This is a genomic window from Chryseobacterium glaciei (genome assembly GCF_001648155.1).
Classification (GTDB): domain Bacteria; phylum Bacteroidota; class Bacteroidia; order Flavobacteriales; family Weeksellaceae; genus Chryseobacterium; species Chryseobacterium glaciei.
In genome coordinates this window covers 177813-201972 of the sequence record NZ_CP015199.1, presented here as the reverse complement: position 1 = coordinate 201972, position 24160 = coordinate 177813, and the positions used below count along the sequence as shown (strand labels likewise).

Genomic DNA, 24160 nt, shown 5'->3' with positions numbered 1-24160 from the left:
TCATGATTTTATGGGTTAGGCCTTATCGTCAGAATATTCTCCTGTTAAAGAATAGTAGCCGAAAATTGCCAATCCGCCAGAAATAATCGGCATCAAAACAAATAAAATAATGATTCCGAATACCAGATCTTCCTGTTTTCCTGATGTGATTTTTGGGATTCCCATGACTGTTATTCCGAAATATCCCACCACGAGAGCTGCTAAGATCCAGATAATGCCAAATATTTTTTTTAGTGTGTCCATTTTAGTAGTATTAAAATTAATAAAAAATTGAGTGATTCAATGCTTAATCGTGAATATTATTGTTCTTATTTTTAAGATATATCATTCCGATGATCAAACAGACTGCGGCAACTCCAATCGGATACCAAAGCCCCTGAAGATACCATGTTGGATGTCCTGCGTCTTTCCCGACAGTTACTAAATAGGTTGCAACGGCAGGAAGTAGGCCTCCAAACACCCCGTTTCCAATGTGATAAGGTAAAGACATCGATGTATAACGGATTCTCACCGGGAACATTTCCACCAAGAAGGCTGCGATCGGACCATAAACCATCGTTACAAATAGTACCTGAATGAATACCAAAAACACCAAATACCATTTTGTGTTGTCAGCCAATTTTACGGTTTGAGAAACTTTTGGTTCTTCAGCCTTTCCGTCTTTCATTGCAACACCGCTCGGCGACCAATGAACCACACTGTCTTTTTTAATTAAGGTTCCGTCTGTGTACAATATTTCTTTATGGAAAGTGACAAGACTATCGGAGGCGATATCTTTATGGATTTTTGCGCTTCTTTTTTCTGTAATTCCGTTGGCTGCGACGGTTTTTGTTTCAAGATTTACACTTTTAAACATCGCATCATAAATTGGTCTGTAGGCTAAAATTGCAACCAGCATTCCGGTCATCATGATGGCTTTTCTCCCGATTTTGTCTGACAGCCAACCGAAAAATACGAAGAAAGGCGTTCCCATCAATAAGGCGGTTGCCATTAAAGAATCGACCTGTGAAGATTCTACGTTCATTACTTTTTGGAGGAAACTCATGGCATAAAATTGTCCGGTGTACCAGATTACCCCTTGCCCCATTGCGGCTCCGAATAATGCTAATAAGACAAATTTGAAGTTATATTTATTCCCGAAACTTTCTTTTAAAGGATTTTTTGAAGTTTTTCCTTCACTTTTAGCCTTTGCGAAAAGTGGAGATTCTTTCATATTTTTTCTGATAACGTAAGAAACTCCTACCATTAAAATGGAAATCCAGAAAGGAACTCTCCATCCCCAACCGTCAAATTCTTCTGCAGAAAGGGTGTTTTTAGTAATTAAAATAACAATTAATGAAATAAAAAGTCCTGCTGTTGCAGTTGTTTGTATCCAAGAAGTCCAATAACCTCTTCTGTGAGGCTGGGCATACTCTGCAACGTAAGTCGCTGCACCTCCGTATTCTCCACCCAACGCCAAACCTTGTAATAATCTTAAAATTAAAACTAAAACTGGCGCAAGATATCCAATGGTTTCAAAACTCGGGATACATCCGATGAGGAAGGTTGAAAACCCCATAATTAATAAAGTAACCAAAAACGTATATTTTCTTCCGATAATATCTCCCAATCTTCCGAAGAATAAAGCTCCGAAAGGTCTTACCACAAATCCGGCAGCAAAAGTTGCCAATGTAGATAAAAATGCTGCGGTTGGATTGTCTGACGGGAAAAATTTAGTGGCTAAAACAACGGCCAAACTTCCAAAAATGTAGAAGTCATACCATTCTATCAATGTACCGAGTGACGAGGCAGTGATCACGCTCCAAATCGTGCGGTTTTTCTGCTTTTCGGTCATGTTTTCGTAGGTATCGTGATGATTTTCGCTCATATTGTTTGATTTTTGTGTTAGTTTAATTGATATTTAGTTTTCGAAGTTTTTATAAATAAATTTGAAATTGCATAATAAATTCACCTTTGGAAGATGGACTTTCTGTCGGACTCGTATAAACTGGTCTTGTTGAATATTGCGTGGTGATTTTCGCATGATGGCCGTCTATAAACCAATTTGCTCCGATATCAAACTGTGAAGATGATTTTTCTAAAGCATCAAAACTTTTATGGGTGTAAGCTGCAAAAGGCTGAATTCTTACTTTTGGTTTCTCTACCTGATTGGGCAATAGTAAACCGGCTTGTGCGTAGATAATATTACCTGTTCCGATGGTTGGTTGTAGATTTCCTGCTCCTGCGATGGCTTTATTACCGATAAAATTGGGATCGGAAGCAGCAATATTCATAATGCCTAAATTTCTGATATAATTCGGGCCAAATTGATAGTTATAATAACCTGCATACGCGGAAACTGCCATTTTATTTTTAGCATTTCCCAAAGGAATATCTGCGAAAGCATCTACTGCCACAAGCGTGATGTCGTGTTTTTCTATCGTTGAATTAACGGAAGTTCTTGTTCCGTCTTTTTGATGATAAAAACCTGCGCCAACGTTAAACACTTTCTTTGTTCCCAAATAAGAACCTACTTTAAACGGAAGTGTGTTGGATTCTTCGTCAAGAAACTGATATTCAACATAACCTGCTTTTGAAAAATTAGGATTTCCGTTATTATCAACTGCTACGGCTTTTGTGGGATCAGTTACATTCGCAGGAATTAAATCTGTTGCAAAAGGTTTATTTAAACTAAAACGATATTCTAATTTGCCGTATTTTCCTTTAGCAAATATTCCAAGTTGTCTTGCAAACTGGTCTGAGTTGTCGATCAAGGGCCAAGTGAAAATAGGGGAGTCAACCGTAAGAAAATTTAATGTAGAAGCCATTGTCATACGGGAAAGTCCCATGTAATAATGTAGTCCCGCACCTAAAGATAAACTGAATTTTCCTGCTTCTCCAGGTAAAATAACTGCGTATTCGTTCCAAGCATCATGAAAAAACATTTGAGGCTTTTTGCCGTTTCCATAACCTCCAGTTCCAGAAGTTCCCGAGCCGCCGCCATTGATAAATGTTTGGTTATTAATCCCAAAATGAGCCAGAATCATGTATCTTTTGGAAATCTGAGCGTATGCTAGAACACGTAATCGTCTGTTTCCTAGGCTCCAGGAATTGTCTGTTGGTTCTCCGCCGACCATACTTCCAGGGTTCATTTGGGTATTTCTTAGCCAAAACTGATCCCAGAGAATAAATCTGACGTATTTGTCGCCTTGAGGATTGAGGTTTAATTTGAGTCCGCTTCCGTAATCGGGCGAGCCTTGTGAGTATAAAGAATTACTGATTAGAGCTAATCCAATAAATGTGAGTATTTTCTTCATAAATTATCAATTTTTTGGCGTTAATTTTGTGAAAGCCAAATTGTAATTAATAATTTGTTTATGAAAATTTAATATATATTAGTGGAAAGAATATAGTTACTAGTTTTAAGTTATGAATTATGAGTTCTGCTAATTGTAAATTTTTAATAATAATTTAAATTTAATATTTTGATTATTAGTTTATTAATGAATTTGTTTCAAGTTTCGAAAACTCATAATTCATAACTTAAAACTCATAACTCTAAAATCCTATTTTTTAAAACGTTCCCATTTGATCAACATATATTTATCTGCAAACTGAGTAATAATAATTCCTGAGTTTTTAAGATTTTCTTCTTGAGCAATATATTCGATTAATTCATTTTGCTTTAAAATTTTATATACCGGATGAAATTCGGAATGGGGCGGTCTCATGATATTATATTTCTTGATCCATGAACTAATTGTAACGTGGGAAACGCCGATAATCCTTTCTATTTCACGAAAACTTAAACCTTCAAGATATAATTGAAGTGCTTTTGTTACGTAGTAATCGTCTATTTTTTTGCCTAATTTTTTAACTGTAAAATAATAATTACACTCCTTACAAAGGAATCTTTGCTTCTCATTGATGATTCCGCTTTTTACAATTTTATTGCTGTTGCATTTGGGGCAATTACTTTCCATATATAGTATTTTAGCAAATATATAATAAATTAGCAAAATTATATTTTCCTGTAAAGATAATTTTACCTGTTAATTCTATTTAAACAAAAATAATATCTTTTTTATTTGGATTTTAAAGTTATTATGCTTTAAATTTGCCAAAAAATTCAGATAAATAAATGGAAATAGAAATTTCCTCATGCGAACATTTAATGTATGTGAGTGAAATACAGCAGGAAATGTATGATTCTGCACAGCGACGAGGGACGGGCATCGCAAAACGTTCCATAGAATATTTAAGTAAAAAGATTTCAGATGGTAATGCTGTAATAGCCACTGAAAACGGCGAATGGGTGGGTTTCTGTTATATAGAAACTTGGTCACATGGTCAGTTTGTGGCCAACTCAGGGTTGATTGTTTCTCCCAATTTTAGGAATAGAGGAGTAGCAACTTTGATAAAAAATAGAGTTTTTCAATTGTCCAGAGGAAAATATCCGACTGCGAAAGTTTTTGGATTGACAACAGGCCTTGCCGTAATGAAAATCAACAGTGATTTAGGTTATAAACCTGTAATTTATTCTGAATTAACACAAGATGAAGAATTCTGGGACGGTTGTAAAAACTGTGTGAATTATGAAATTTTAATGAAAAAAGAACGTAAAAACTGTCTTTGCACAGCAATGCTTTTCGTTCCTGAAAATAATAAAGTAAATGGTGTTGTAAATAATCAACCCGAAAATCAATATAAAAATGAGCAAGAAAGTAATCTTAGCGTTTAGCGGAGGTCTAGATACCTCTTACTGTGCCAAATATTTGAGTGAAACGCTTGGATATGAGGTGTATGCAGTAACTGTAAATACCGGAGGTTTTTCTAAAGAAGAGGAAAAAGAATTGGAGAAAAAAGCCTTTAATCTTGGGGTAAAAGAATACAGGTGCATTGATGCTCAAGAAGATTATTACAATTCTTGCGTAAAATATTTGATCTTTGGTAATGTCTTGAAAAACAATACGTATCCATTGTCTGTAAGTGCTGAACGTACGATCCAAGCGCAGGAAATTGCGAAATGTGCCATTGAAATTGGTGCTGATGCGATCGCTCACGGAAGTACAGGTGCTGGAAATGACCAAGTTCGTTTCGACTTGATTTTTCAGGTAATGTGCCCAAATGTAGAAATTATTACGCCAATTCGTGATATGTCTTTATCTCGTGAAGAAGAAATTGAATTTTTGAAAAGCCATGGCTACGAAATGGAGTTCCAGAAAGCGCAATATTCTGTAAATAAAGGACTTTGGGGAACTTCAGTTGGTGGAAAAGAAACGTTGACTTCAAGAAATTATCTTCCGGAAGAAGCTTTTCCTTCGCAAATTAAAGAAACTCAGCCTTCGGAATTGGAAATTGAGTTCAAAAATGGTGAAGTTGTAGCAGTAAATGGAGAAAATTTTGAACATTCGGTGTATGCCATTCAAAAGATTGAAGAATTGGCTTCGGCGTACGGAATTGGTCGTGATATTCACGTTGGAGATACAATTGTTGGAATTAAAGGAAGAGTTGGTTTTGAAGCGGCAGCAGCGTCTGTGATTATCAAAGCGCACCATTTATTGGAAAAACATACGCTTTCAAAATATCAGCAGATGATGAAATCTCAATTATCTGATTGGTACGGAAACTGGCTTCACGAAGCACTTTTCTTAGATCCTGTGATGAGAAATATAGAGTCTTTTTTAGTCGATTCTCAAAAAACGGTAAGCGGAAAAGTATTTATAACCCTTCACTCATACAGATTTATCTTAAATGGAATTGAATCTAAGCATGATCTAATGTCCGATAAATTCGGAAGTTATGGCGAAGCAAACAGAGTATGGACGGGAGAAGATGTGAAAGGCTATACAAAAATTGTAAGCAATTCTTTAAATATATATCATCAGATAAATAGATAAGATTTGGGCAGCTTTATCCGCCTTCCGCTCCCAATCTTTTGCTCGTCGTTCCTCCTCACAAAAGGATTTCCGCTCAAGTCGGGCTGCGTGCAATTCAATGTTTAAAAATGAACCGAGGGGTTCAATAATAATAGCCTCAGGTGAAACCTGTGGAAAAAAGAAAAATGAAAAAAAATATCGGAATAATCGGTGCCAACGGCTACACAGGAAGCGAATTAGTTCGTCTGTTGGCTTTTCATCCTAATGTGACTTTGAGTTTTTTATATAGTCGTTCAAATTCGGGGACAAAGATTTCAGATTTGTACCCGGATTTAGTGACGGTTTGTGAAATGGTTTTAACGGATCAGCCTGAAGATGTAGATATTTTATTTTTATGTCTTCCTCACAAAGAAAGCCAGAATTGGCTGACTCAAAATAATATAAAAGATGAAACGTTAGTGATCGATTTAGGAAATGATTTTCGTTTAGATGGTAATTTAGGAAACAGAAATTTTATCTACGGTTTACCTGAAATCAACAAAAAACAACTTTTAGGAGCAAAAAGTATTGCAAATCCGGGATGTTTTGCGACAGCGATTCAACTGGCCTTGCTTCCATTAGCTCAAAAAGGATTGTTGAATGAGGTTTACACAACGGGAATTACAGGTTCAACAGGTGCCGGTCAGTCTTTGCAGTCAACTACGCATTTTACCTGGAGAAACGATAATATTTCAGCATATAAAACTTTGACACATCAACATGTAGATGAGATTTTACAGCAGTTAGTTTCTTTTAATACGAATGAAATCAGTCTAAATTTTGTTCCATGGAGAGGGGATTTTGCGAGAGGGATTTTTACAAGTTCCACAGTGAAAACAGATTTAGAACTTTCAGATATCAATCAATTGTATCAGGATTTTTATGCAGATGAACCTTTTGTAAAGGTAAGTGAGAAAGCAATTGATTTAAAACAGGTTGTCAATACCAATCGCTGTGTGATTCATATAGAAAAGAGTGGAAATGTTGCGGTTATTCATTCAGCGATTGACAATTTGTTAAAAGGAGCTTCCGGACAAGCGGTTCAAAATATGAATATTGCAATGGGCTGGGAAGAAAATTCAGGATTGAACTTGAAACCTGTAGCGTTTTAATGTTAATTGTCAATAAGTCAATCGTGAATTTTAAAAACTCGAATCCCAAAACCAGCAACTATCAACCAACAACAATCAACTAGAAAATGAATTTATTCAACGTATATCCATTGTTTAACATAAATCCAGTAAAAGCTCAGGGATCATTTCTTTGGGACGATAAAGGAGAAAAATATCTTGATTTTTACGGAGGTCACGCGGTAATTTCTATCGGGCACAACCATCCGCATTATCAAACTCAATTAAAGAATCAGTTAGATAAAATATCTTTCTATTCAAACTCAGTTCAGAACGAATTGCAAACGGAATTGGCAGATAAATTAGGAAAACTTTCAGGTTTGGAAGATTATAATCTGTTTTTATGTAATTCAGGAGCTGAGGCGAACGAAAATGCTTTAAAACTGGCTTCTTTCCACAACGGAAAAAGTAAAGTATTGTATTTCTCAGGTTCATTTCATGGCAGAACCTCGGCAGCAGTTTCTGTCACTGATAATCCAAAGATTGTAGCGCCGGTAAACTATGACGAAAGATTCATCAAATCTGAATGGAATAACATCGAACAGCTTGAAGCCATTTTTGAAAAACAAGGAAATGAAATTTCATCGGTGATTATCGAAGGAATCCAAGGAGTTGGAGGAATTATGATTCCAACGGTTGAATTTTTAACTAAAATCAAAGAATTATGTGAAAAACATGACACAGTTTTGATTTTAGATGAAGTTCAGTCAGGGTACGGAAGAAGTGGGTATTTCTTCGCTTATCAGGAATTTGGAATTGAAGCTGATATTATTACTACAGCAAAAGGAATGGGGAACGGTTTCCCAATCGGTGGAGTGTTGATTCATCCAAAATTTCAGGCAAGCAATGGTTTGCTGGGAACAACTTTTGGAGGAAATCATTTAGCTTGTGTCGCTGCGATTGCAGTTTTGGACGTGATGAAAGATGAAAATCTTATCGAAAATGCTCAAAAAATGGGCGCTTATATTGAAAACGAAATTAAAGATTTTCCACATATTAAAACTATCCGAAGGAAAGGCCTGATGATTGGAATCGAACTCGATAGGGATTGCTCAGAAGTGAGGAATAACTTATTGTACAATCATCATATCTTCACAGGAAACTCCAATGATAAGTCTGTGTTGAGGATTCTTCCGGCACTTAACATTAAAAAAGAAGAAACTGATCTATTCATCAGTGCTTTGAAAACTGTTTTAGAAAATCTATAATTATTAATTAACCACAAAAATTTTAACCACTTTAGATTAATTAAGTTAAAAGATAAAGTTGAAAAAGTTCACTTAAGATTTTTAAAATCTTTGATTTTCAAGTTATGTGTTCTAAATATTTTCAATAATATAAAACTTCTAAAGTGTACTAATGTGTTAAAAACTTTTGTGGTAAAACAAATCAATTCAAAATGAAAAAATTCACCTCCGTAAGTGATGTTGAAAACTTACAGGAAATCATAAAAAAAGCTTTACAAATTAAAGAAAATCCTCTTTCGGAAACCGAGAAAGGAAAAGGGAAAACCATCGGACTTGTCTTTTTAAATTCAAGTTTGAGAACCCGTTTAAGCAGCCAGATTGCGGCACAAAATTTAGGTTTAAATGTTTTAACTTTAAATGCAGCTCAGGAAGCTTGGAACTTAGAGTTTGCAGACGGAGCTGTAATGAACGGGGATACTGTTGAGCATATCAAAGATGCAATTGAAGTATTAAACCAATATTGCGACATCATTGCGGTTCGTTGTTTTGCAGGAATGAAAAGCAAGGAAGATGATGTTAACGAAAGTATTTTAAGCCAGTTCGAGCAACATGCAAAAGTTCCCGTTATTTCATTGGAGTCGGCTACACGTCATCCTTTGCAAAGTTTGGCAGATTGTATTACGATTACCGAAAACTGGAAAGAGGAACGCAAACCTAAAGTGGTTTTAACTTGGGCGCCTCACATCAAACCGATTGCTCATGCGGTAGGAAATTCTTTTGCAGAATGGATGAAGGAGATGGATGTAGAGTTGGTGATCGCTAATCCAGAAGGTTATGATTTGGATAAAAATTTCACAAAAGATGTGAAAGTGATTCACAATCAGGATGAAGCTTTGAAAGATGCAGATTTTATTTATGTAAAAAACTGGTCGTCTTTTGATAACTACGCAACAATGCCTGAAGTGAAAGAAAACTGGATGCTGACAAATGAAAAGTTGGCTAATACCAATCAGGGAAAGGTAATGCACTGTCTTCCGGTTCGTCGTAATGTAGAATTGAGCGATGAGGTGATGGACGGTGAAAATTCCATCATTTATCAACAGGCAAAAAACCGAATTTTCTCTGCACAAGCTGTTTTCTCTGAAATTTTGGATGAATTGAATTCTTAATGAAATCAAGCCTTATAGGTTTCAAAAACCTATAAGGTTTATAATCGCAAACCTTGTCAAGGTTTTAAACCTTGACAAGGTTCTCAAAAAAGGTTTGCAATGAAAGAAAAATTATACATCATAAAAATCGGCGGTGCTTTAATTGATGATGAGGAATTATTGAACGAATTTCTTGAGCAGTTTTCTGACATTAAGGAAAAGAAAATTTTGGTTCATGGCGGCGGAAAATTAGCAACTATATTGGCTGATAAATTAGGTGTTGAACAAAAAATGGTCAACGGACGAAGAATCACAGATAAAGATACTTTGGATATTGTGGCGATGGTATATGCAGGAGGAATCAACAAAAATATTGTAGCGAAACTTCAGCAGAAAAAATGTAAAGCAATAGGTTTTTCGGGAGCTGATGCCAATTTAATTAAAGCTAAAAAAAGAGAACACGCAGAAATAGATTTCGGATTTGTAGGAGACATTGAGAAGAAAAGCGTGAACAGGAAATTGATATCAAAATTAATTAAACTTAAATTGGTTCCAGTGTTTTCAGCAATTACACACGATAAAAAAGGAAATCTTTTCAATACCAATGCTGATACGATTGCTTCGGTAATTGCTCAGGCTTTATCTTCAAAATATGATGTTGAATTATTGTATTGTTTTGATAAATCAGGAGTTTTGGAGGATGTCGAAAATCCTGAATCTGTCATAAAAAATATTTCGGAAGAAGAATTTTCATTTTTAAAAGAAGAAGGAAAATTACATAAAGGAATTTTACCCAAGTTGGAAAATGCTCTTGGAGCAGTAAAAAATAAAGTCAATAAGGTATTCTTAATAAAAGAAACCGAATTGAAAAACCATATAGAAAACCATCATGCAGGAACTGAAATCTGTTTATAGTAAAGAAGAATTACTGAATAATGCAGTGGATTTGTTGAAAAAACTGATTGAGATTCCGTCATTCAGCAAAGATGAATTTAATACGTCTGTGGAGATTGAAAACTTTTTTAAAAAGAACAGTATTCCGACAAAACGTTTTAAAAATAACATCTGGGCGGTGAACAAAAATTTTGATGTATTCAAGCCCTCAATTTTACTGAATACACATCATGACACTGTAAAACCAAATAAAGCTTACACTTTAGATCCGTTTTTAGCAATTGAAAAGGATGGAAAACTGTTCGGATTGGGAAGTAATGATGCTGGTGCTTCTTTGGTTTCTATGGCGCAGGTTTTTTTGCATTTTTATGCTCAAGAAGATTTAAAATATAATTTAGTTGTTGCTTTGACGGCTGAGGAGGAGATTTCAGGTTTTGACGGAATTGAAGCTTTGTTTCCCCAACTACCCAATATCGAGCTTGCCATTGTAGGAGAACCAACGCAGATGAATCTGGCAATCGCGGAAAAAGGACTTTTGGTTATTGATGGAGAAATGAAGGGTACTCCTTCTCACGCCGCTCATCCGAATGACGATAACTCAATTGTGAAATGTATGGAAGATTTGCAACAAATTTTAAGCTTCAAATTTCCAAAAGTTTCAGATTATTTGGGTGAGGTTAAAGTTACGTTGTCAGGAATTCATGCCGGAGTTCAGCATAACGTAGTTCCGGAATCTTGTGCTTTCACGTTGGATGTTAGGGTTACGGATGAATATTCTAATGAAGAAGCGTTTGAAATCATCCAATCGCAGATGAAATCAACCTTAACGGCAAGATCTTTCAGGTTAAATCCTTCAAAAATAGAAATGGATCATCCGTTTGTAAAAGCAGGTTTGGAAATCGGGAGGACCACTTACGGTTCGCCAACTTCATCCGATCAGGCAATTATTCCGTGTACATCTGTGAAAATGGGTCCTGGGGACAGTAGGCGCTCCCACACTGCGGATGAATACATTTATATTGATGAAATAAAAGAAGGAATTGAGATTTATATCCAGATTCTAGAAAAGATTTTAAGATAACCGACTTAGGAAATGGAGGCGTTAAGAAAATTTAAATTTAATCCGTTAAAAAATTCCCACTGTTTGAGCACGAGAGGAATTTTGAATCAAAGAACCAATGTTGATTCGTGCGAGTTTTGGGGATTTTAGGATTTAATTTGAATTTTTAGCCGGAATTTCCAAGTCTTGAATTTTTGTTTCTTTTGTTTCAAGACAAAAGAAAATAAAGAATTTGATTTTAGTTAGTTTTTTACTGTTTTAACTATACACTCAGCAGGCGATGAAGTTTGAAATATTTTTAATAAAGATTTATGCAAAAATTAAATTAGAAATGAGAGACTTGTACAAAATAATAAAGATGTCCTGCTGAGTGGTTAAAACAAACTAAATTTTTAAAGAAAAAAATATGAAAAAGATATGGCAGAAAGATGACCTTGCCACCAATATATTAGTCAACAAATTTACGGTCGGGAAAGATCTTGATTTTGATGAGCGTTTGGCAAAATACGATGTCAAAGGTTCTATGGCGCATTGTAAAATGTTGGCAGAAGTTGGAATTATTTCCAATGAAGAATCAGAACAGATGTTATTTGTTTTGGACGAAATTTTGAAAGATATCGAAAACGGAACTTTTGAAATTGATAAAACTGCGGAAGACATTCACTCGCAGGTAGAATCTATTTTAATTGAAAAATTAGGAGATGTCGGAAAGAAAATTCATACGGCAAGATCTAGAAATGATCAGGTTTTGTTGGATATCAAACTGTACCTGGTTGATGAAATTCGTGAAATTACAGCGTTGACAGATGAGTTCTTTCAAATATTAATCAAACTGGCAGATCGGCATAAAAATGTTCTTCTTCCGGGTTATACACATTTACAGATTGCAATGCCATCATCGTTTGGATTATGGTTTGGAGCGTATGCGGAAGCGTTGCTAGATGATGTTGAAATGCTGTTTTCAGTAAAAAATATCATTAATAAAAATCCACTGGGTTCTGCGGCGGGTTATGGCTCGTCTTTCCCGATTGACCGTGAGAGTACAACCTATAATTTGGGCTTTCAATCGATGAACTATAATTCGGTTTATGCTCAAATGACGCGTGGGAAATCAGAAAAAATGTTGTCGATGGCTATGGCAACTTTGGCGGGAACATTGGGGAAATTTGCTTATGATGTTTGCTTGTATTTAAGTCAGAATTTTGATTTTATAAGCTTTCCTAAAGAGTTTACAACGGGAAGCAGTATTATGCCGCATAAGAAAAATCCGGATATTTTCGAGTTGGTTCGTGCGCGTTGCAACAGAATTCAATCGTTGCCGAATGAGTTCATTTTGTTGACGAATAATCTTCCTTCAGGCTATCACCGAGATATGCAGTTGACGAAGGAAATTCTTTTCCCAGCTATTGATTCTCTGAAAGAATGTCTTGAGATTTTGAGTTATACATTACCAAATATTCAGGTAAAAGATGGTATTCTGGAAGATGAAAAGTATAAATATCTTTTCAGTGTAGAGAAGATCAATGAAGAGGTGAAAAAAGGAAGTTCATTCCGTGATGCGTATGTAAAAGTAGGACAGGAGATTGAAAATAATGAGTTTGATTTTGAAATAGAAAATCTTAATCATACCCATCAGGGAAGTATAGGGAATCTTTGTTTAGATAAAATTGAATATCAGTTTAATAAATTGAAAAATAAATTGTTGGGTTGATTTTAACTAAGCGAGAGATTTATTTTTTACTTGAAATATATAATGTTCCAATTTGAGTAGATTTATCATAATCAAATAAACGTTTTTCAACCTGTCTGGGCGTTATATTAAGGCTATTAGAAATTTGTCGTATAACTTCTAAATATTTTGCCCACTGTGTTAAAGTAAAGTTTTGCCCTTTAGGATTTTCTGTTACAAGTTGGTTTTTATAAAGTTGTCTCCAAACTCTTATGTCAATAACGGGATACTTTAATGGATTAGAAAACATTAAAATTGCAGATGCACTTGGATAATTTACTCCATTCAAAGCCGTCAGAATATGAATTTTTATTTTCTCGTCTTCTTGCATTAATGCATATTTAGTAATTGTTTCAAAATCAGCGTTTGTATTTTTATCGTAATGTTTAAAAGGTCTTGGTGATTTCCAGTTTAAAATTTTCATTCCAAGTTCTTTTGTTAGAAATCCGTTTTTATTTATTGAATGAGAGAGACTAAAAATTTGTTCAGTCTTATTGTCTGATGTATCTGGAATTTCTGAAATGATTTGTATTAAATCTTCTTGCATTATCATTTAAATTGAAATTTTTGATTAGATTATATAGTGGGATATCTAATAATAAGAGGTGACTACGCTTTGTAATTTAAATATTTACCCCAAATCAATCTTAAACTTAGTAGATTTTTTAACCTCGTGAAGCACAATCGAACTGTGATATTGCCCAATATTAGGAATATTTGAAATAATATTAACTGCGAATTCATTATAAGAATTAATATCCTTTGCAATGATTTTCAACATATAATCGTATTCACCGGAAAGACTGATGATTTCCTGAACTTCATCGTGCTGCATGATGTTTTTTTCGAACGTTTCCAATACTTTTTTGGATTGTTCTTTGAGGCGTACGTTGCAGTAAACGACAATATTTAAACCCAGTTTTTCGCGATTCAATAGACCTACATACTTCTCAATAATTCCCTGTTTCTCTAGCTGTTTGATTCTTTCATAAGTCGGAGTAAAGGTAAGACCTATCTTTTCTGAAATGTCTTTCACAGAATAAGTAGAGTCCTCCTGAATGATGCTGAGAATCATTTTGTCTTTTAAGTCCATAAACAAGGTTTGAGTTTTAACAAAAATAGTATTTAAAAATGAAAAGTAAGGAATGATTAAAGTTTTTTAATTTATTTGAAACTTTGATTTTGTCAGTTTCAGAATTTATAGTATCTTTGCACCTAATGAATAACACAGTATTTATATCATTAGAATTACCGGGCGTAGACGCCCTTTACGATATTTATTTATAGTAAGCGAAGATATTTTCTTCGCTTTTTTTTTGTAAAAAATTTAAGATATTATGTTTACGATTACAGAACTAAGCACCGAGAGAATCAACAGTATACTGGCTGAAGCGATGGCTTTTGCGAATGGAAAAACTGCCAAAATTGAAGGAGAAGTTTTTTGCTCAAATCTCTTTTTTGAAGACAGTACAAGAACGAAAACAAGTTTTGATATTGCCGAAAGAAAATTAGGATTACAAGTGGTTCCTTTCGATGCATCTCACAGTTCGGTAAACAAAGGAGAAAGTCTTTATGATACGGTAAAAACGATTGAAAGTATAGGAGTAAATCTTGTTGTGATAAGAGATAAGAAAGACAGATATTTTGATGAATTAAAAGATATTAAAATTCCTGTAATCAACGGAGGAGACGGAACGGGAAATCACCCTTCACAATGTATGCTGGATTTACTGACAATTTATCAGGAATTTGGGAAATTTGAAGGTTTAAAAGTAGGAATTGTAGGAGATGTAAAACACAGCCGAGTTGCCAATTCAAATGCAGAAGCATTAAGAAGATTAGGTGCTAAAGTTTACTTCTCAGGACCAGAAGATTGGTTTGACGAAGGCGCTTTAATCAACGGAACATATCTTTCTGTAGATGAAATGATAAAAGATGTTGATGTTTTAATGTTATTGAGAATCCAACACGAAAGACACGATGCTAAAATGAGTTTCTCAGCTTCAGATTACCACAGAAAATACGGTTTGACGAAAGAAAGAGAAAAGGCAATGAAAAAAGAAGCGATTATCATGCACCCGGCACCAATCAACAGAGGAGTTGAAATTGATACAGACTTAGTAGAATGCGAGCGTTCAAGAGTTTTCAAACAAATGCAGAACGGAGTCTTCGCAAGAATGGCCATTTTAAAAGAAGCCTTAGAAAAAGAAGGACATACTTTTAAATAAAAAAGAGCCAAGTTAAAAGTAAAAAGTTTCTGAGCCCCAAGGGGGCGAAATATTAATAGCCATGAATGAAATTCATGGAAGACAAAAAATAGAAAGAATAAAAAGAAAATCTAAATAAAAATGAAGAAAAAGTTAATACTGGAATCCGGTGAAGTGTTTCATGGAGAAGGTTTCGGAACAGAATTGGAGACTGCAGGAGAGGTGGTTTTCAATACCGGAATGACGGGTTATCAAGAATTGATTTCTGATCCATCATATTGCGGTCAGATTGTTTGTATGACTTATCCGCTAATCGGAAACTATGGGATTAATAGAGATGATTATGAGAGTATCGAGCCGGCTATCAAAGGTCTTATTGTAAAAGAAGTTTGTGATTTGCCTTCAAATTTCCGTACTCAGATTACTTTAGATGAATTATTTAAAAAGAAAAACCTTTCAGGAATTTCAGGAATCGATACAAGAAGACTGACAAGAATTCTACGTAATTCTGGAGTCGTAAAAGGTAAAATTGTAAATGCTGATGCTGACGAAAATACAGTTATTGCAGAATTAAAAGGAACAACATTTCCAACAAATCAGGTAGAAACAGTTTCTACAAAAACTTCTTATGCAAATCCGGGTAGAGGCTTGAAAGTTGTGTTGGTAGATTTTGGATCTAAATTAGGGATTATCAGAGAATTATCTCAAAGAAACTGCGACATCACAGTGGTTTCTCACGATACAACAGCAGAAGAGATTTTATTAATGGATCCGGACGGAATTATGTTGTCAAACGGGCCTGGTGACCCCGAAGACAATCAACAAGCGTTGGAAATGATCCGTGGATTATTAGGAAAAGTTCCAATCTTCGGAATCTGTTTAGGACATCAATTAATAGGATTGGCTTGTGGAGCGAAAACTTTCAAGTTAAAATTCGGTCACAGAGGAGGAAATCACCCTGTTTTAGATTTAGAAAAAAATAAAGTAGCAATTACTTCTCAAAATCATGGTTACGCTGTTGATCAGGAAAGTTTGAAAGATACAGATTTAATCGAAACACACATCGCATTGAACGACAGAACAAACGAAGGTCTGAAGCATAAAATTCATCCTTGTTTCTCAGTGCAGTATCACCCGGAAGCTAGTCCAGGTCCTGAAGATGCAAACTATTTGTTTGATGATTTCATCACTCTGATGGAGGATTTCAAAAAGTAAGAAGAATCAATAATTTACATTTAATAGATAGAAATATAAATGTCAACATTCCGTCAAATATATTATCAGATTGTCTTCAGTACGAAGCACAGAAAACTTGTGTTGAATATTGAGCATGAAGATGAATTATACAAATATATTTGGGGAATTGTAAAAAATAAAAACTGCAAACTTTATAGGATTAATGGAATGCCGGATCATGTTCATTTATTTACAGATCTGCATCCATCAGTTTCTTTAAGCAGTTTTGTAAAAGATATAAAGGTTTCAACCAACTTATGGATCAAGCAAAGCGGATTATTTCCTGATTTTGAAGAATGGCAGAATGGCTACGGCGCATTCACCTATTCAGAAAGAGAAAAGGATATGGTCATTAATTATATTAAAAATCAAAAAGAGCATCATAAAACTGAATCTTTTGAGGATGAATATAAGAATTTGCTAAAATCTCATGGAGTTGAATTTGATGAAAAATATCTGTGGTAAATAATATTCAACCCATTTCATGGGTTGTCTGAATGTGATTTAATATCCAATCCATAGGTTTCACCTACGGCTATTAAGATTCAGCCACTTCGTGGCTGCCCAACAAAAAAAAGAGACAGAACCATGAAATGGTTCAACAATAATAGCCACGGATGCAATCCATGGAATAATAAAAAAGAAAAAAATGAAAAGAAACGACATAAAAACAATTTTAGTAATCGGTTCAGGACCTATTATCATTGGTCAGGCAGCAGAATTTGATTACGCAGGAACGCAGGCTTGTCTGTCTTTGAGAGAAGAAGGGTACAAGGTGATTTTGATTAATTCAAACCCTGCGACGATTATGACGGATGTTGAAATCGCTGATAAAGTATATATCGAGCCGATTTCACTTCAGTTTGTAAGTCACATCATCAGAAAAGAGCGTCCGGATGCACTTTTACCGACACTTGGTGGGCAAACAGGTCTGAACATGGCGGTAGAATTGGAAAAATCAGGAATTCTTGAAGAATGTAAAGTTGAGGTTCTTGGAACTACACTTTCTGCGATCAACAGAGCGGAAGACAGAGATCTTTTCCGTGAATTGATGAGAGAATTGAACGAACCCGTTCCTGAATCTGATATCGTAACAACGGTTGAAGGAGCATTAAGCTTTGCTGAAGAAATTGGTTATCCTGTGATTGTTCGTCCAGCTTTTACAATGGGTGGAACAGGAGGTGGAATCGCTTCAAATGAAATCGAATTAAAAGAAATTGCAGAATTAGGTCTAAAATATAGTCCTGTTACACAATGTCTTATCGAAAGATCAATTGCAGGTTTCAAGGAAATTGAGTATGAAGTAATGCGTGATGCAAACGACAACGCGATTGTGGTTTGTAACATGGAAAATATAGATCCGGTTGGAGTTCACACTGGTGACTCAATCGTTGTGGCACCTTCTCAAACGCTTTCTGATAGAGAATATCAGATGTTGAGAAATGCTTCATTAAAAATCATCAGAGCATTAGGAATTGAAGGAGGATGTAACGTACAGTTGGCTTTAGATCCACATTCATTCGAATATTATATCATCGAGGTTAACCCAAGAGTTTCTCGTTCATCAGCTTTAGCATCAAAAGCGACAGGATATCCGATCGCTAAAATTGCTGCAAAAATTGCTGTAGGATTAACTTTAGATGAAATCATGAATCCGGTTACAGGTAAAACATATGCTTGTTTCGAGCCGGCTTTGGATTATGTGGTAACAAAATTCCCAAGATTCCCATTCGATAAATTCGAAACAGCAGACAGAAGATTGTCAACACAGATGAAAGCAACAGGTGAAGTAATGGCAATCGGAAGAAATTTCGAAGAGTCTTTACAAAAAGCAGTTCGTTCTCTGGAAACAGGCTTGAGACATTTAGGTTTAAAAACAAAACAGGCTGCAGCTTTAACAGATGAAGATATCGAAAGAAGAATCAGAGTTTGTGATGACGAAAGATTGTTCATCATTTGTGATGCTTTAAGAAGAGGTTACGACTGGGAACAAATCGTAGAATGGAGTAAAATTGATAAATTCTTCATCTGGAAATTAAAGAAATTAGTTGATTTCGAAAAAACAATCGCTGCTCATAAATTCGACAAAGAAATTTTAATTAAAGCTAAAAAATTAGGTTTCTCGGATCAGAATATCGCTCACTTATGGGAGTCTACTCAAAGAGAAGTGTATAACTTCAGAAAAGAAAATGGCGTAATTCCGGTTTACAAAATGGTAGACACTTGTGCTGCTGAATTTGAAAGCGAAACACCATATTTTTACGGAACTTACGAAGAAGAAAACGAAAGTATCATTACAGATAAAGAAAAGATCATCGTTTTAGGTTCAGGGCCAATCAGAATCGGGCAGGGAGTTGAGTTTGATTACGCAACGGTTCACTCGGTTTGGGCGATCAAAGAATTGGGTTACGAAGCGATTATCATCAATAATAATCCTGAAACAGTTTCTACAGATTTCTCAATTTCAGATAAATTATACTTCGAGCCTTTAACGGAAGAAGATGTAATGAGCATCATCGATCTTGAAAAACCAATGGGAGTTGTTGTTCAGTTCGGAGGTCAGACAGCAATTAACTTAGCTGATAAATTGGCAAGTTACGGAGTAAAAATCCTTGGAACTTCATTGGAAGATCTTGACAGAGCTGAAAATAGAGATAAGTTTGAAAAAGCCCTTCAGGAAATGGGAATTCCTCAGCCTTTAGGAAAAACTTCGACTTCAAAAGAAGAAGCAATTGTGATTGCGAACGAAATCGGATATCCGGTTTTGGTTCGTCCAAGCTACGTTTTGGGAGGAAGAGCAATGGAAATTGTATACACTGAAGAAGAATTGGCGCACTATATGGAATTTGCGGTAGACGCAAGTCCTGATCAGCCTGTTTTGGTCGATCGTTATATCACAGGAAGAGAAGTGGAAGTAGACGCAATCTGCGACGGTGAAACGGTGGTGATTCCAGGAATTATGGAGCATATCGAAAGAGCTGGAGTTCACTCAGGAGATTCAATCGCAGTATATCCGCCACAGAATGTTTCTCAGGCAGAAATCGATACTTTGGTAGATTACACTCAAAGATTAGCTAAAGGATTGAATGTGATTGGATTAATGAATATTCAATACGTTCTTTTTGAAGGAAATGTGTTTGTAATCGAGGTAAATCCACGTTCATCAAGAACAGTTCCTTTCTTATCTAAAATCACAGAAGTTCCGATGGCAAACCTTGCTACAAAAGCAATTTTAGGTCAGAAACTGAAAGATTTAGGTTACAAAAACGGATTGGTTCCAAACAAAGAAGGAGTTTATGTAAAAGTTCCTGTGTTCTCTTTCTCTAAATTAACGAAGGTTGACATCTCTCTAGGCCCAGAAATGAAGTCTACAGGAGAGGTTATGGGGAAAGACACAACGTTGGAAAAAGCGCTTTACAAAGGATTGGTTGCAGCAGGAAGAAAAGTTCCGATGCACGGATCTATTTTGTTCACGGTAGCAGATAAACACAAGCAGGAAGCGGCAGATTTGGCAGCAAGATTCCACGAAGTTGGTTTCAGAATCTGGGCAACGGAAGGAACTGCAAAATTCTTTGCAGAACAGGGAATTCCTTGTAAGATCGGATACAAAATCGGAGAAGACAGCGTTAACTTAATTGATCTTATCCAAAAAGGAAAAGTTCAGTATGTTGTCAACACGATGACAAAAGGAAAACAGTCTGAAAGAGATGGTTTCCAAATCAGAAGAATGAGTGTTGAGAACGGTGTTCCTTGTTTAACATCAATGGATACAGTGGAAGCAATCTTGAAAGTGATCGAAAGCATGAGTTTCAAAATGGAGACGATGTAGTTTCAAAACTAAAATATAAATTTAATCCTCGTAAGTTTTCTTGCGGGGATTTTTGTTTTTAAATGAAGAAAAATGATTAATTTAGATATTCATAAATTAACAATATTGTGAACTTAGAAGAACTTGACAAAGCTCAAATAATTGAAATCTTAAAGATTCAACAGGCAAAAAAGAAATATGTCATAACACCAACGAGTATTTTAAAGAATCTCGGTTTTCCTATTATTGAACATTCTTTCATTATTAAAAATAAGTCTGTATTATTAAATTTAAAGCAAATCTTGAAAGAACTTGATCAAGACGGAATTTTAATTAAGAGAATATCTAAGCAAGATTTTTTAGGAACTAAAGAAATAGGATATGATTATATTTCAGAAAAGTAAAATAACGTTATATTAATACACTGTAAATCATGAAGAATTTCTAGATTATCATGGATATTTTTCAGGACTTTGAGAAGTATGAAAAACTCTTGCTACAACAATTGTTAGATTTTCTCTATCAACAATGTAAAAAATTAGAAAAGGATATTTTTTCATTGGTTTGCCATGGAAATCATCAAACCAAATTTTGAAAAATGGATTTTTAGAAATTATATTCAATGAAGATTTAAATTCTTTGAAAAATTGATTAGCAACTTTTTTATTTACTTTGGTCTTATAATAGAGATAAGAATGTTCTATATCGATTTTTGCTTCATCCGAAATAATGATCTTATATCCCATATTTTGAACTCATTTCATTGAGAAAGGTATCAATTTCGGTGTGCTGATTATAAGACCTCTGCTTAATTTTTTTTAGACTTTCTTTTTGTTCTTCAGAAAGTTTAAATTCACTGCTTTTATCTTCTAAAATACCTTCAATATAGCCTAAGACCCTTTCTAAAGTGCTTTCGGGAGCATCTTTCAGTATTTCATTAATGTTTTTTAAAGTAACAGATTCCATCTCTTTTGTTTTAAACAAATTTATAAATATTTATTGTTTTTTATGTGAGTAAGATTACAATTTATTTCAAGACAAAAGAAATTATTTAATCTTATAATACCCCTCAGAAAAATACTTACTAGGTTTAAAATAAGCCGTTTTTCTTTCTGCATCAAAGATCCAATTAAATCTTCTCAGCAAATCGGCTCCGAAATAATTTGTTTTTTGAGTTTTAAGATCACCCGCAAAAAATCCGGCCGAAACATCTTTTAATACAATGTTTCCTAACTTCAAAAAAGGCAAAACTCCTTGTTTGGTTACGATGCTTTTTCCTGCAGAATTTTTTAATGTTTTTTCGCTGGTTACGGTTAATTTTTTGTCTAATTCTTTTCCGTCTGCGAACTCATTACTGTAGAGAATTCCGCCAGAATATCCCGATTGTAAAAGAAAATAAACTTCCTCTTGTTTACCTCCAATAACGTTATCTGCAACAATATAAAATTGCCCGTTTTCTGAAAATAAAGGCGTTGATTCGTAGCCTTTCAAATCTGGCATTTTGTTATAAATCATAAATTGATTGTTATCATAATCAATTTTAAAAGCTTTTCCTTTGAAAATCCCCGTCCCAATTTTTCCGTCAGCTTCATGACCTGTCAATTCATTATCAAAAAATTGAATGTTTTTCTTGGTTAATTTTCCGATTTTTACAGTATTATTTTCACTGATTTCGTCTTTAAAAATAATGTGGTCAGCCTTTCTTGTACGTTCAGGAGAAATGGAAGCGTCTTCCATCGCAATTTGGAACATAAGATCCAGAGAATCTTTATCATTTACTAAAGTTTTTACAATGATATTGTTATGTTTGGTTATTCTAAACGGAATTTTTTCCTGAGCTTTTACAAGTGAAAAACTTATGAAAAGAAGAACGAGGAGACTTAGTTTTTTGAACATGGATGATTTGGATATGAGTTGATGTTTTAAAGGAAGTAAATTACCTTTTATTTTTGACATAAGAAGAATGTAAAAAAATACTTGTCCATTTTTCGGTTGCTCATCAATGGTGTAAAAGTTTAATTTTATCAAAAAAATAGAATGACAAATATTCAAATATTTAAAGAACTGCATCAAAATGACGAACTGTTATTGCTAGGAAATGTCTGGAGTCCGCAAAGTGCTAAAATCTATGAGAAGTTAGGATATAAAGCGTTGGCGACTTCAAGTTCAGCCGTTGCACATAGTTTAGGATATGAAGATGGAGAAAACATGAGTTTCGATGAATATCTTTATATAGTTGAAAGAATTTTAAAATCAATATCAATTCCATTAACGGTGGATCTTGAAGGCGGTTATGGAAAGACAGTTGATGCTGTTGTTTCAAATATTTCTAAAATTGCAGAAATAGGAGCGGTTGGTATTAATATAGAAGACAGTTTTATTATTGATGGGACAAGGAAAATAGCAGATAAAGAAGTGTTTTTTGAAAAACTGAAATCAATTATTTCAAAACTCAAAGAAGAGAAAATAGAAATGTTTATCAACGTAAGAACAGATACTTTTTTATTAGAACTGGAAAATCCTGTAGAAGAAACGCTACAAAGAATCAAACTGTTTGAAGAAGCTGGCATTGATGGAATTTTTGTTCCGTGTATTACTCAAGAAAAAGATATTGAAACGATTGTTAATTCAACTAAAATCCCTGTTAACGTTATGTGTATGCCTGAGTTACCTGATTTTAAAACCCTTCAGGATTTAGGCGTAAAAAGAATATCTTCCGGTAATTTTGTAAATGGACATATTTATAAAAATTTAGAGGGAAAGGCCGTGAAATTATGCAGGAACAAAGTTTTTTACCCATTTTTAAATAATTAATGAAACTTACAGCAGAGAGAATGTATCAGGCATCGTTGGATAAAGATTCTTCATTTGAAGGAACTTACTGGATGGCTGTAAAAACTACCGGAATTTTTTGTCGGCCAACCTGTACTGCACGAAAGCCGAAGAAAGAAAACGTAGAATTCTTTCTAAACGCAAAAGAAGCGATTGAAAAAGGATACAGAGCATGCAAAATATGCAAGCCTCTTGAAAAATTAAATGAAACACCTCAATATATTCAGGAATTATTGGCTGAACTTACACAAAATGAATCTTTAAAAATAAAAGATGTTGATCTCCTGAAAAGAAATATTGAACCCGTAACAATCCGTCGCTGGTTTCTGAAAAATCACGGAATGACCTTTCAGACTTTTCAAAGAGAATTCAGGATGAACACAGCTTTCAAAAAAATAAAAAATGGTGAAAGTATTATGGAAACAGCTTTGGATTCAGGATATGAAAGTTTAAGTGGTTTTAATGAAAGTTTTAAAAATATTCTAGGAGTTTCTCCAAAAAACAGCAGAATACAAATGATTATTGATCTTAAAAGAATTGAAACTCCCCTCGGAACCATGTTTGCATGCGCTGTAGATGAAGGTATTTGTTTGCTTGAATTTACAGACCGAAAAAATATGGAAAAACAATTTATCTCATTATCCAAAGCATTAAACGCTGAAATTGTTCAAGGTGAAAACAAGCATTTCAAACAGTTGGAAGATGAATTAGCAGAGTATTTTGAAGGAAAAAGAAGTCAATTTGATGTTCCGTTATTTATTACAGGAACAGAATTCCAGAAAAATGTCTGGCAGCTTTTGCGCGAAATTCCAATAGGAGAGATCAGAACTTACAAACAGCAATCTGAATTTTTAGGAAATCCAAAAGCAATTCGAGCCGTAGGAACCGCCAACGGAATCAATAAAATAGCCATTTTAATTCCGTGTCACCGGGTGATCGGTTCAAACGGTGAACTGGTAGGCTACGCAGGCGGAATCTGGAGAAAACAAAAATTATTAGAATTAGAGAAGGCTATTTTGTTTTGATTTTCGT

Annotated in this window: 24 protein-coding genes; 15 read left to right on the top strand and 9 right to left on the bottom strand. The window is 34.6% G+C overall.

Going from position 1 to position 24160, the window contains the following annotated elements:
• Positions 1-15: 15 nt before the first annotated feature.
• From A0O34_RS00885 to A0O34_RS00870, 4 genes are all read right to left on the bottom strand, one after another.
• Positions 16-243: a DUF6814 family protein gene (locus A0O34_RS00885; protein ID WP_066750187.1), complete on the bottom strand. Its 228-nt coding sequence runs from the start codon at positions 241-243 to the stop codon at positions 16-18.
• A gap of 43 nt (positions 244-286) precedes the next feature.
• A complete protein-coding gene (locus A0O34_RS00880) occupies positions 287-1867 on the bottom strand; it encodes an MFS transporter (protein ID WP_066750185.1) in 1581 nt (526 codons plus the stop codon).
• Positions 1868-1916: 49 nt separating this feature from the next.
• A complete protein-coding gene (locus tag A0O34_RS00875) occupies positions 1917-3296 on the bottom strand; it encodes a porin (protein WP_066750183.1) in 1380 nt (459 codons plus the stop codon).
• A 249-nt stretch (positions 3297-3545) separates the two neighbouring features.
• Positions 3546-3962 carry an IS1/IS1595 family N-terminal zinc-binding domain-containing protein gene (locus A0O34_RS00870; RefSeq protein WP_066750181.1) on the bottom strand — a complete coding sequence of 139 codons (417 nt, stop codon included), beginning with the start codon at positions 3960-3962 and terminating at the stop codon, positions 3546-3548.
• Positions 3963-4120: 158 nt separating this feature from the next.
• Here A0O34_RS00870 and A0O34_RS00865 point away from each other — a divergent pair, with 158 nt between their 5' ends.
• From A0O34_RS00865 to argH, 8 genes are all read left to right on the top strand, one after another.
• Positions 4121-4720: a GNAT family N-acetyltransferase gene (locus A0O34_RS00865; protein WP_169816834.1), complete on the top strand. Its 600-nt coding sequence runs from the start codon at positions 4121-4123 to the stop codon at positions 4718-4720.
• Positions 4692-5879, top strand: a complete 1188-nt coding sequence (gene argG / locus A0O34_RS00860) for an argininosuccinate synthase (RefSeq protein WP_066750179.1) — start codon at positions 4692-4694, stop codon at positions 5877-5879. The genes A0O34_RS00865 and argG overlap by 29 nt, the downstream gene beginning before the upstream one ends.
• A gap of 164 nt (positions 5880-6043) precedes the next feature.
• A complete protein-coding gene (gene argC / locus A0O34_RS00855) occupies positions 6044-7009 on the top strand; it encodes an N-acetyl-gamma-glutamyl-phosphate reductase (protein ID WP_066759394.1) in 966 nt (321 codons plus the stop codon).
• A gap of 86 nt (positions 7010-7095) precedes the next feature.
• A complete protein-coding gene (locus A0O34_RS00850; protein WP_066750178.1) occupies positions 7096-8235 on the top strand; it encodes an aspartate aminotransferase family protein in 1140 nt (379 codons plus the stop codon).
• A 191-nt stretch (positions 8236-8426) separates the two neighbouring features.
• Positions 8427-9383 carry an N-acetylornithine carbamoyltransferase gene (locus tag A0O34_RS00845; RefSeq protein WP_066750176.1) on the top strand — a complete coding sequence of 319 codons (957 nt, stop codon included), beginning with the start codon at positions 8427-8429 and terminating at the stop codon, positions 9381-9383.
• A 99-nt stretch (positions 9384-9482) separates the two neighbouring features.
• Positions 9483-10277, top strand: coding sequence for an acetylglutamate kinase (argB, locus tag A0O34_RS00840; RefSeq protein WP_066750171.1), 795 nt, complete (start codon positions 9483-9485; stop codon positions 10275-10277).
• Entirely contained in the window at positions 10252-11337 is a 1086-nt protein-coding gene (locus A0O34_RS00835) for a M20 family metallo-hydrolase (RefSeq protein ID WP_066750169.1), read from the top strand. The genes argB and A0O34_RS00835 overlap by 26 nt, the downstream gene beginning before the upstream one ends.
• 385 nt (positions 11338-11722) lie before the next feature.
• Positions 11723-13027 (top strand): argininosuccinate lyase, encoded by a 1305-nt coding sequence (gene argH, locus A0O34_RS00830; RefSeq protein ID WP_066750167.1) that lies wholly within the window; start codon positions 11723-11725, stop codon positions 13025-13027.
• 19 nt (positions 13028-13046) lie between these two features.
• On the opposite strand, the gene A0O34_RS00825 is transcribed toward argH, so the two are convergent.
• The gene (locus tag A0O34_RS00825; protein ID WP_066750165.1) at positions 13047-13592 is read right to left on the bottom strand and encodes a hypothetical protein; all 546 of its coding nucleotides are present in this window, start codon (positions 13590-13592) and stop codon (positions 13047-13049) included.
• A gap of 84 nt (positions 13593-13676) precedes the next feature.
• The gene (locus A0O34_RS00820) at positions 13677-14138 is read right to left on the bottom strand and encodes an Lrp/AsnC family transcriptional regulator (protein WP_066750163.1); all 462 of its coding nucleotides are present in this window, start codon (positions 14136-14138) and stop codon (positions 13677-13679) included.
• A 244-nt stretch (positions 14139-14382) separates the two neighbouring features.
• On the opposite strand from A0O34_RS00820, the gene A0O34_RS00815 reads away from it, so the two are divergent.
• The 5 genes from A0O34_RS00815 (at position 14383) to A0O34_RS00795 (ending at position 20700) form a co-directional block, all read left to right on the top strand.
• Entirely contained in the window at positions 14383-15273 is an 891-nt protein-coding gene (locus A0O34_RS00815) for an aspartate carbamoyltransferase catalytic subunit (RefSeq protein WP_066750161.1), read from the top strand.
• Positions 15274-15393: 120 nt separating this feature from the next.
• The gene (locus A0O34_RS00810) at positions 15394-16467 is read left to right on the top strand and encodes a carbamoyl phosphate synthase small subunit (protein WP_066750159.1); all 1074 of its coding nucleotides are present in this window, start codon (positions 15394-15396) and stop codon (positions 16465-16467) included.
• A gap of 39 nt (positions 16468-16506) precedes the next feature.
• Positions 16507-16953 (top strand): IS200/IS605 family transposase, encoded by a 447-nt coding sequence (gene tnpA / locus A0O34_RS00805; RefSeq protein ID WP_066750157.1) that lies wholly within the window; start codon positions 16507-16509, stop codon positions 16951-16953.
• Between the two features lie 184 nt (positions 16954-17137).
• Positions 17138-20317 (top strand): carbamoyl-phosphate synthase large subunit, encoded by a 3180-nt coding sequence (gene carB / locus A0O34_RS00800; protein ID WP_066750155.1) that lies wholly within the window; start codon positions 17138-17140, stop codon positions 20315-20317.
• Positions 20318-20424: 107 nt separating this feature from the next.
• Positions 20425-20700, top strand: a complete 276-nt coding sequence (locus A0O34_RS00795) for a hypothetical protein (RefSeq protein WP_066750153.1) — start codon at positions 20425-20427, stop codon at positions 20698-20700.
• A gap of 48 nt (positions 20701-20748) precedes the next feature.
• Here A0O34_RS00795 and A0O34_RS00790 read toward each other — a convergent pair whose 3' ends face one another.
• The 3 genes from A0O34_RS00790 to A0O34_RS00780 all read right to left on the bottom strand — a co-directional run bounded on the left by A0O34_RS00790 (position 20749) and on the right by A0O34_RS00780 (position 22252).
• Positions 20749-21042: a type II toxin-antitoxin system RelE/ParE family toxin gene (locus A0O34_RS00790; RefSeq protein ID WP_066750148.1), complete on the bottom strand. Its 294-nt coding sequence runs from the start codon at positions 21040-21042 to the stop codon at positions 20749-20751.
• Positions 21032-21262 (bottom strand): hypothetical protein, encoded by a 231-nt coding sequence (locus A0O34_RS00785; RefSeq protein ID WP_066750146.1) that lies wholly within the window; start codon positions 21260-21262, stop codon positions 21032-21034. Before A0O34_RS00785 ends, A0O34_RS00790 begins: the two co-directional genes overlap by 11 nt.
• An 81-nt stretch (positions 21263-21343) precedes the next feature.
• Positions 21344-22252: a retropepsin-like domain-containing protein gene (locus A0O34_RS00780; protein WP_228394336.1), complete on the bottom strand. Its 909-nt coding sequence runs from the start codon at positions 22250-22252 to the stop codon at positions 21344-21346.
• An 81-nt stretch (positions 22253-22333) separates the two neighbouring features.
• Between A0O34_RS00780 and A0O34_RS00775 the strand changes: the two genes are divergently transcribed.
• Positions 22334-23110 carry an isocitrate lyase/PEP mutase family protein gene (locus tag A0O34_RS00775; protein WP_082891065.1) on the top strand — a complete coding sequence of 259 codons (777 nt, stop codon included), beginning with the start codon at positions 22334-22336 and terminating at the stop codon, positions 23108-23110.
• Positions 23110-24153 carry a bifunctional transcriptional activator/DNA repair enzyme AdaA gene (locus tag A0O34_RS00770; protein ID WP_066750143.1) on the top strand — a complete coding sequence of 348 codons (1044 nt, stop codon included), beginning with the start codon at positions 23110-23112 and terminating at the stop codon, positions 24151-24153. Before A0O34_RS00775 ends, A0O34_RS00770 begins: the two co-directional genes overlap by 1 nt.
• Positions 24154-24160: the final 7 nt, after the last annotated feature.

Bases quoted from the DNA above. Each gene is read 5' to 3' on its own strand.
- A0O34_RS00885 (WP_066750187.1), bottom strand. From the start codon at position 243: ATGGACACACTAAAAAAAATATTTGGCATTATCTGGATCTTAGCAGCT.
- A0O34_RS00880 (WP_066750185.1), bottom strand. From the start codon at position 1,867: ATGAGCGAAAATCATCACGATACCTACGAAAACATGACCGAAAAGCAG.
- A0O34_RS00875 (WP_066750183.1), bottom strand. From the start codon at position 3,296: ATGAAGAAAATACTCACATTTATTGGATTAGCTCTAATCAGTAATTCT.
- A0O34_RS00870 (WP_066750181.1), bottom strand. From the start codon at position 3,962: ATGGAAAGTAATTGCCCCAAATGCAACAGCAATAAAATTGTAAAAAGC.
- A0O34_RS00865 (WP_169816834.1), top strand. From the start codon at position 4,121: ATGGAAATAGAAATTTCCTCATGCGAACATTTAATGTATGTGAGTGAA.
- argG (WP_066750179.1), top strand. From the start codon at position 4,692: ATGAGCAAGAAAGTAATCTTAGCGTTTAGCGGAGGTCTAGATACCTCT.
- argC (WP_066759394.1), top strand. From the start codon at position 6,044: ATGAAAAAAAATATCGGAATAATCGGTGCCAACGGCTACACAGGAAGC.
- A0O34_RS00850 (WP_066750178.1), top strand. From the start codon at position 7,096: ATGAATTTATTCAACGTATATCCATTGTTTAACATAAATCCAGTAAAA.
- A0O34_RS00845 (WP_066750176.1), top strand. From the start codon at position 8,427: ATGAAAAAATTCACCTCCGTAAGTGATGTTGAAAACTTACAGGAAATC.
- argB (WP_066750171.1), top strand. From the start codon at position 9,483: ATGAAAGAAAAATTATACATCATAAAAATCGGCGGTGCTTTAATTGAT.
- A0O34_RS00835 (WP_066750169.1), top strand. From the start codon at position 10,252: ATGCAGGAACTGAAATCTGTTTATAGTAAAGAAGAATTACTGAATAAT.
- argH (WP_066750167.1), top strand. From the start codon at position 11,723: ATGAAAAAGATATGGCAGAAAGATGACCTTGCCACCAATATATTAGTC.
- A0O34_RS00825 (WP_066750165.1), bottom strand. From the start codon at position 13,592: ATGCAAGAAGATTTAATACAAATCATTTCAGAAATTCCAGATACATCA.
- A0O34_RS00820 (WP_066750163.1), bottom strand. From the start codon at position 14,138: ATGGACTTAAAAGACAAAATGATTCTCAGCATCATTCAGGAGGACTCT.
- A0O34_RS00815 (WP_066750161.1), top strand. From the start codon at position 14,383: ATGTTTACGATTACAGAACTAAGCACCGAGAGAATCAACAGTATACTG.
- A0O34_RS00810 (WP_066750159.1), top strand. From the start codon at position 15,394: ATGAAGAAAAAGTTAATACTGGAATCCGGTGAAGTGTTTCATGGAGAA.
- tnpA (WP_066750157.1), top strand. From the start codon at position 16,507: ATGTCAACATTCCGTCAAATATATTATCAGATTGTCTTCAGTACGAAG.
- carB (WP_066750155.1), top strand. From the start codon at position 17,138: ATGAAAAGAAACGACATAAAAACAATTTTAGTAATCGGTTCAGGACCT.
- A0O34_RS00790 (WP_066750148.1), bottom strand. From the start codon at position 21,042: ATGGGATATAAGATCATTATTTCGGATGAAGCAAAAATCGATATAGAA.
- A0O34_RS00785 (WP_066750146.1), bottom strand. From the start codon at position 21,262: ATGGAATCTGTTACTTTAAAAAACATTAATGAAATACTGAAAGATGCT.
- A0O34_RS00780 (WP_228394336.1), bottom strand. From the start codon at position 22,252: ATGTCAAAAATAAAAGGTAATTTACTTCCTTTAAAACATCAACTCATA.
- A0O34_RS00775 (WP_082891065.1), top strand. From the start codon at position 22,334: ATGACAAATATTCAAATATTTAAAGAACTGCATCAAAATGACGAACTG.
- A0O34_RS00770 (WP_066750143.1), top strand. From the start codon at position 23,110: ATGAAACTTACAGCAGAGAGAATGTATCAGGCATCGTTGGATAAAGAT.